The sequence below is a fragment of the Microbacterium sp. HMWF026 genome, assembly GCF_003061325.1.
Lineage (GTDB): Bacteria > Actinomycetota > Actinomycetes > Actinomycetales > Microbacteriaceae > Microbacterium > Microbacterium testaceum_E.
Window position 1 is genome coordinate 1 of the sequence record NZ_QAJB01000084.1, and the last position, 4,353, is coordinate 4,353.

Genomic DNA, 4,353 nt, shown 5'->3' on the forward strand with positions numbered 1-4,353 from the left:
GCGTGGGCATGGGTGGCCTTTCCTCGTGATGACACGGAGTGTCTTCACTATATGCGTGATGACACCGGGTGTCGTCGCATAGGATCTCGGCATGGCCAGATGGGCGCCCGACACCCGCGACCGACTGCGCGCAGCCGCCCTCGCGCTCTTCGCCGAGCGCGGCTTCGAGGCGACGACGGTGCCCGACATCGTCGAGCGCGCAGGCGTGACGCGGCGCACGTTCTTCCGGCATTTCGGCGACAAACGCGAAGTCTTCTTCGCGGGCGACGAGATCCCGCGTCTCGCGGCCTCGATGCTGACCGCGACCCCCGCCGACCTCTCGCCCTTCGCCGTCGCCTGGGCCGGGTTCCTGACCCTCGCGACCGAGCGCTTCGAGCCCCGCCGTACCGAGATCGTCGCGGCGCGGCGCCTCATCGCGGCCGAGCCCGCCCTGCGCGAGCGCGACCTACAGAAGCAGGCCGATCTGCGAGAGGTTCTGACCGAGGGGTACCGGGACCGCGGTGTCGATGCCCTGCGCGCGCGGGTGGTCGCCGGCGTCGCGGTCGAGCTGTGGCAGACCGCGCTCGAGCAGTGGGCGGCCGATGACGCGGGCGGGTCCCTGGAGGACCACCTCGAGCGCGTCCGGGTCGAGATGGCCGCCGTCCTCGGCGGGGACGTCGCCGCACAGCCGCGGCCCGCCGCGCACGCCGGCCCCGCGGCCGATGTCGGCGGGCGGGGATAGCCTGGAACGCGTGACCAGCACCCTGAGCCTCGATCGGCCGGGCTGGCGCACCTGGACGCTGTGGATCGTCGGCGTGCTCGCCTACGTCGTCTCCATCGTCAACCGCACGTCGCTGTCGGCGGTGGGAGTGGATGCCGCGGTGCGGTTCGGGGCGGACGCCTCGGCGCTGTCGATGTTCGCCGTCATCCAGCTGTTCGTCTACGGCGCCATGCAGATCCCCGTCGGCCTGCTGCTCGACCGCTTCGGGGCGCGGCCGATGATCGCGATCGGCATGGTGCTGATGGCGGTGGGGCAGCTGGTGATGGCCTTCGCGGATGCCGTGGGGATCGGCATCCTGGCCCGTGTGCTGATCGGGGCCGGCGACGCCGCCATCTTCCCGAGCGTGCTGCGCGTGATCGCGACGTGGTTCCCCGCGCAGCGTGCGCCGCTGCTCGTGCAGCTGACGGGCATCATCGGCCAGCTCGGTCAGATCGTGGCGGTCGTGCCGCTCGCCGCCCTGCTGCACGCCACCAGCTGGAGCGTCGCCTTCGGCAGCGTCGCGGGCCTGGGCGTGCTCTTCGCGATCCTGACGTTCCTGATCATCCGCAACCGGCCGCCCGAGCGGCGGGACGACCCGGTCGACACTTCGGTCAACACCGAGACCGGGGCGATCCGGGTGGTGCGGTCCGCACCCGACCTGCGTCAGGGGTTCCGTGAGTCGTGGGCGCACCCCGGCACGCGTCTCGGTTTCTGGTCGCACTTCGCCACGCCCTTCGCCGGCACCGCGTTCATGCTGCTGTGGGGCTTCCCCTTCCTCACCGCGGGCGAGGGACTCGAGCCGGCCACGGCGTCGGCGATCATGACGCTGTTCGTGTTCTTCGGCATCCTGAGCGGTCCGGTGATCGGGGCACTCAGCAGCCGGCACCCGCGCCGGCGTTCGCGCTGGCTCGTGCTGCCCACCGTGGTGTTCCAGGCGGTCGTGTGGATCGTCGTCGTGGTCTGGCCCGGACCCGCACCGCTGTGGCTGCTCATCGTGCTGATGTTCGCCCTCGCCACCGGCGGACCGGCGTCGATGATCGCCTTCGACCACGCACGCACCTTCACCCCCAGTCATCGGCTCAGCACGGCCACGGGCATCGTCAACGGCGGCGGGTTCCTCGCCGCGCTGCTGGCGATCCTGTTCATCGGCATCGCGATGGACGTGCAGGGCGCGGGCAGTCCCGAGACGTACTCGCTCGACGCGTTCCGGCTGGCCTTCCTCACCCAGGTGCCGCTGTGGCTCATCGGCGGGATCGCCATCGTCATCGAACGCGGGCGGACGATCCGTCACGTGGGCGGCGTGCTGCCGCGCTGATCGACGGGCCCTGCGAGACTCGGAGTCATGGCATCCATCGACATCCGCACCCTCGACACCGTCGACGCGATCCACGAGGCCGCGCGCGTGCTCGACCGGGTGTGGGGCGAGCGCGGCACCATGCCGGCGAACATCCTGCGGGCGCTCGAGCACGCCGGCAACTACGTCGTCGGGCTCTACGACGGCGACGAGATGATCGGCGCGTCAGCGGCGTTCTTCGGACCCCCGGCCGCGCGGTCTCTGCACTCGCACATCACGGGCATCGTCGACGGCCACCAGGGGCGCGGACTAGGGCGTCTGCTCAAGCTGCACCAGCGCGACTGGGCGCTCGAGCGCGGCGTCGGTCGCATCACCTGGACCTTCGACCCGCTCATCCCGCGCAACGCCCACTTCAACCTGGCCGTGCTGGGCGCGCGCGTGACCGAGTACCTGGTCAACCAGTACGGCGAGATGGACGACGAGGTCAACCGCGGCGACGAGTCCGACCGCTTGATGGTGTCGTGGGCGCTCGCCGAGCCCGCGGCTCCGCAGCCCCAGGATGCCGAGATCACGGGCGTGGTGGCCGTTCCGGGCGACATCGAGGCCCTGCGGCGCAGCGACCCGGCGGCGGCGGCGGCGTGGCGCGTCCGCGTGCGCGACGAACTGCGGGGGCACCTGGCATCCGGTCGTCGGATCGGCGGGTTCGACCGCCGCGGCTACCTGATCACCGGGTGAACCCGCACGACGGTCACGCGGGGGCGGTACCCATCACCAGGCGCGGACGCTCGACGAAGACGTCGCGGGCACCGTGGAAGTAGCGGTCCTGCAGGGCCACCAGGCGCTGCACGGTGCGCTCGCCCAGGCCGGCGCGCTCGGCTTCGCGCAGCAGGTCGTCCTTGGTGCAGGGGTACTCCATCGTGCGGAGGAATGCGTCCATGTCGTGCTCCGGTGGGGGCCGTGACGCGCGTGCCGCTCGACGGTGGGCGGCGGTGCGTCGGTGAAGGAGGCGGAGAGCCTTGAGCGACTGTAGGCATTCCCGGAACGGGCGCGAGAGCCTTCTTCGCCGAAAGAAACGTCGATCTTGACGCAGGGGTATCTCCGGGGCTCCTTACGCCTCGGGAGCCCCGGAAAGGGGGCCGATCCTGAGCGTGCGGAACCGTCGCGGGCCCCGCACGCCCCCGGTCACCCGTCGGAGCCGTCCGCCTCCGGCATCCCCTGCCCGGGACCCGGGCGCACCTCGGCGTCATCGCGGATGTCGATACGGGTGACACCGTCGTGCTCGCTCACGTCGATGCGGGGAGCCGCGTCGGCCTCGGTCGCGTTCGGGGCGGTGGTGAGCTGGTCGTGCCGGTTCTCGTCGAAGCTCTTGTCGTCGCTCACGGTCATCACTCCTTCTCGCCCGCGGACCGCCAGGCGTCCGACTCCATGTGCGAACCGGCCTGCGGGCCCATCTGCAGCATGCCGCCGTCGACGACCCAGCTGGCGCCGGTCACGTACGACCCCGAGGGCGAGGCGAGGAAGCGGATGACGTCGGCGACCTCGTCGGGCTTGCCCGGTCGTCCGAGCGGGATGCCGGGACGGTGGATGCGGTCGGCGTCCTCGGCCGACATGTCGTTGATCGGGGTGGCGATCTCGCCGGGCGCCACCGCGTTGACGGTGATGCCGTGCTGGCCGAGCTCGAGGGCCATCGTCTTGATCAGACCGCCGACGCCGTGCTTGGCGGCGACGTACGGCGCCGAGCCGACGCGCGGCTGGTGCTCGTGCACGCTCGAGACGACGATCAGGCGGCCGCCGCGGCCGGCCTTCGCCATGCAGCGGGCGGCGGTGTGCAGGGCGAGGAACGCGCCGTCGAGGTTGAGGGCGATGTCGGTGCGCCAGGTCTCGAAGTCGAGGTCGAGGAAGCTGCCGCCGATGCCGCCGCCGGCGTTGTTGACGAAGACGTCGAGGCCGCCGAGCTCGTCGGCCATGGCGTCGACGGCATCCGGGACCGTGTCGAAGTCCGTCGCGTCGAACTGCGCGACGATCGCGTTCACGCCGCGCGCGCGGGCTGCGGCGGCGACCTCTTCGGCACCGTCCTTGTCGGAGTGGTAGGTGATCGCGACGTCGATGCCGGCGTCGGCGAGGGCGAGGGCGGTGGCCGCACCGATGCCCGAGTCGGAGCCGGTGACGATCGCGTGGCGGGGGGTGAAGTCGTCGCTCATGCGGGCGACGCTACGCGCGCGAGCCCAGCGTTCCCGGTCCCTTGCCACCGCGCGCGGCGCGCGTTACGGTCGCCCGACCGTTGTGCGGCCCCCGCCCGCGCCCGAGCGCCGCCCCCGCT

6 protein-coding genes are annotated in these 4,353 nt (G+C 71.9%); 3 read left to right on the top strand and 3 right to left on the bottom strand.

Going from position 1 to position 4,353, the window contains the following annotated elements:
* Positions 1-91 precede the first annotated feature (91 nt).
* The 3 genes from DBR36_RS03960 to DBR36_RS03970 are packed head-to-tail and all read left to right on the top strand — an operon-like array spanning position 92 to position 2,768.
* Entirely contained in the window at positions 92-721 is a 630-nt protein-coding gene (locus tag DBR36_RS03960) for a TetR family transcriptional regulator (protein WP_108317653.1), read from the top strand.
* A 10-nt stretch (positions 722-731) separates the two neighbouring features.
* Positions 732-2,054 (top strand): nitrate/nitrite transporter, encoded by a 1,323-nt coding sequence (locus tag DBR36_RS03965; protein WP_181373468.1) that lies wholly within the window; start codon positions 732-734, stop codon positions 2,052-2,054.
* 27 nt (positions 2,055-2,081) lie between these two features.
* Entirely contained in the window at positions 2,082-2,768 is a 687-nt protein-coding gene (locus tag DBR36_RS03970) for a GNAT family N-acetyltransferase (protein ID WP_108317655.1), read from the top strand.
* 13 nt (positions 2,769-2,781) lie between these two features.
* Here the strand turns inward: DBR36_RS03970 and DBR36_RS03975 are convergent, their stop codons facing one another.
* The 3 genes from DBR36_RS03975 to DBR36_RS03985 form a co-directional block, all read right to left on the bottom strand.
* Complete coding sequence (locus DBR36_RS03975) at positions 2,782-2,970, bottom strand: DUF2795 domain-containing protein (RefSeq protein WP_108317656.1); 189 nt, start codon at positions 2,968-2,970, stop codon at positions 2,782-2,784.
* Between the two features lie 245 nt (positions 2,971-3,215).
* Positions 3,216-3,419 carry a multidrug transporter gene (locus DBR36_RS03980; protein WP_108317657.1) on the bottom strand — a complete coding sequence of 68 codons (204 nt, stop codon included), beginning with the start codon at positions 3,417-3,419 and terminating at the stop codon, positions 3,216-3,218.
* Positions 3,419-4,234, bottom strand: a complete 816-nt coding sequence (locus tag DBR36_RS03985; protein WP_108317658.1) for an SDR family oxidoreductase — start codon at positions 4,232-4,234, stop codon at positions 3,419-3,421. Before DBR36_RS03985 ends, DBR36_RS03980 begins: the two co-directional genes overlap by 1 nt.
* Positions 4,235-4,353: the final 119 nt, after the last annotated feature.

What these genes read in the sequence shown, in the direction of transcription:
- DBR36_RS03980 (WP_108317657.1), bottom strand. Translation starts at nt 3,419, where the DNA reads ATGACCGTGAGCGACGACAAGAGCTTCGACGAGAACCGGCACGACCAG.
- DBR36_RS03970 (WP_108317655.1), top strand. Translation starts at nt 2,082, where the DNA reads ATGGCATCCATCGACATCCGCACCCTCGACACCGTCGACGCGATCCAC.
- DBR36_RS03985 (WP_108317658.1), bottom strand. Translation starts at nt 4,234, where the DNA reads ATGAGCGACGACTTCACCCCCCGCCACGCGATCGTCACCGGCTCCGAC.
- DBR36_RS03960 (WP_108317653.1), top strand. Translation starts at nt 92, where the DNA reads ATGGCCAGATGGGCGCCCGACACCCGCGACCGACTGCGCGCAGCCGCC.
- DBR36_RS03975 (WP_108317656.1), bottom strand. Translation starts at nt 2,970, where the DNA reads ATGGACGCATTCCTCCGCACGATGGAGTACCCCTGCACCAAGGACGAC.